The sequence below is a fragment of the Enterococcus sp. LJL51 genome (genome assembly GCF_049894025.1).
Classification (GTDB): Bacteria; Bacillota; Bacilli; order Lactobacillales; family Enterococcaceae; genus Enterococcus_L.
Map to the genome: position 1 here is coordinate 1 of NZ_JBNEQE010000038.1, position 1,251 is coordinate 1,251.

A 1,251-nucleotide genomic window follows, 5' to 3' on the forward strand; every position below is an offset into this window, starting at 1 on the left:
GGCACTGACCCCCAAAAGTGAGAGGGCAAAAGAGAGGCGATTAAACGGTCTGTTTTCGATAGGCTATCGGTGATAGATAACCCAACTTCCGTTGAATTCTATGGGTATTATAATTCTTAATGTAATTTGTGACAATATCTATTACAGTAGTGGTAGAGTATTTTGGCTCTATGTTTAGGTAGAATGTTTCACACTTTAACGAGGAATGAAAACATTCTATCGGGGCATTATCTGCTGGCATTCCCTTTCGGGACATGCTGCGGATGATGCCTTTTTCTTTGCACAGTTGATAGTAGGCATAGGAAGTATAGATTGATCCTTGATCACTGTGAAGGAGAACACCTTTTGGGAGTTCTAGCTGTTCTAAGGTTTCCACAGCTAAAGAAACGGTTTGTTTGTCACTAATTTTAAATGCGACAATTTCTCCATTGTATAAATCCATGATAGAAGATAAATAAAGCATTTTTTCTCCGTAAGGTAGATAAGTAACGTCTGTTACTAGCTTTTGATAAGGCTTGTCCGATTGAAACTGTCTCGCTAAATGATTCTTTGTACGATAGTGAGCTGTTCCTGGGCGTTGTGCTTTCTTTATCCGTACGCGGCAGTTCCAACGATTGGCTTGCATAATCCGCTGAATCTTTTTAGAATTAACGATTTCTTCTCTACGAATTAAGGCTGTGATTTTTCTATATCCGTAAGTATAATGATTCTTTTTACATAATTCTCCTACTTTTTTTTCAATAGGATCTGAACAAACTGCTTTTGCTTTCCAGCGATAGTAAGTTGATGGTGCGACAGTTAAGACCTTGCAGATATCCTTGATTTTATAGATGCTTTTTAGTTCTTCTACTAACTGGATAACTACTGACGCAACCACTTCCTTTCCAATTCTCTGTATTTTTTTAGCACATGAATTTCTAGTTCTTTTTGACGTAGTTGCTCCTTCAATTGCTCAATTTCACTTTTCTCTTCTTTAACAGGTTTTCCCATCGGACGATGAAATCGATGAATTTCTCCCTTTCTATACCAACCCCACCAGTTATCGATTTGTGTTTTACTTTTAACCCCTGTCAGCTCTAGTATCTCTTTTGTTGTCTTTCCTTCAATTTTCAATTCAATTACTTTCTCTTTGACTTCAAGAGAATACGCCATTTTTTTCTTCATCAAAAGCACCTCCGCTAAATTTATTATATAAAATAAATTCAACGGAGGTGCCTCTTTTTTATATTCTCATTCTTGGGGGTCAGTGCC

1 protein-coding gene is annotated in these 1,251 nt (G+C 37.2%); it reads right to left on the bottom strand.

Going from position 1 to position 1,251, the window contains the following annotated elements; translation table 11 throughout:
- Positions 1 to 40: 40 nt before the first annotated feature.
- Positions 41 to 1,164 (bottom strand): IS3 family transposase gene (locus ACPWSO_RS17900; RefSeq protein WP_426084935.1). Its coding sequence is split into 2 segments (ribosomal slippage): positions 41 to 897 and positions 897 to 1,164, totalling 1,125 coding nucleotides; the frame shifts between segments, so codons are not numbered across the junction.
- Positions 1,165 to 1,251 lie beyond the last annotated feature (87 nt).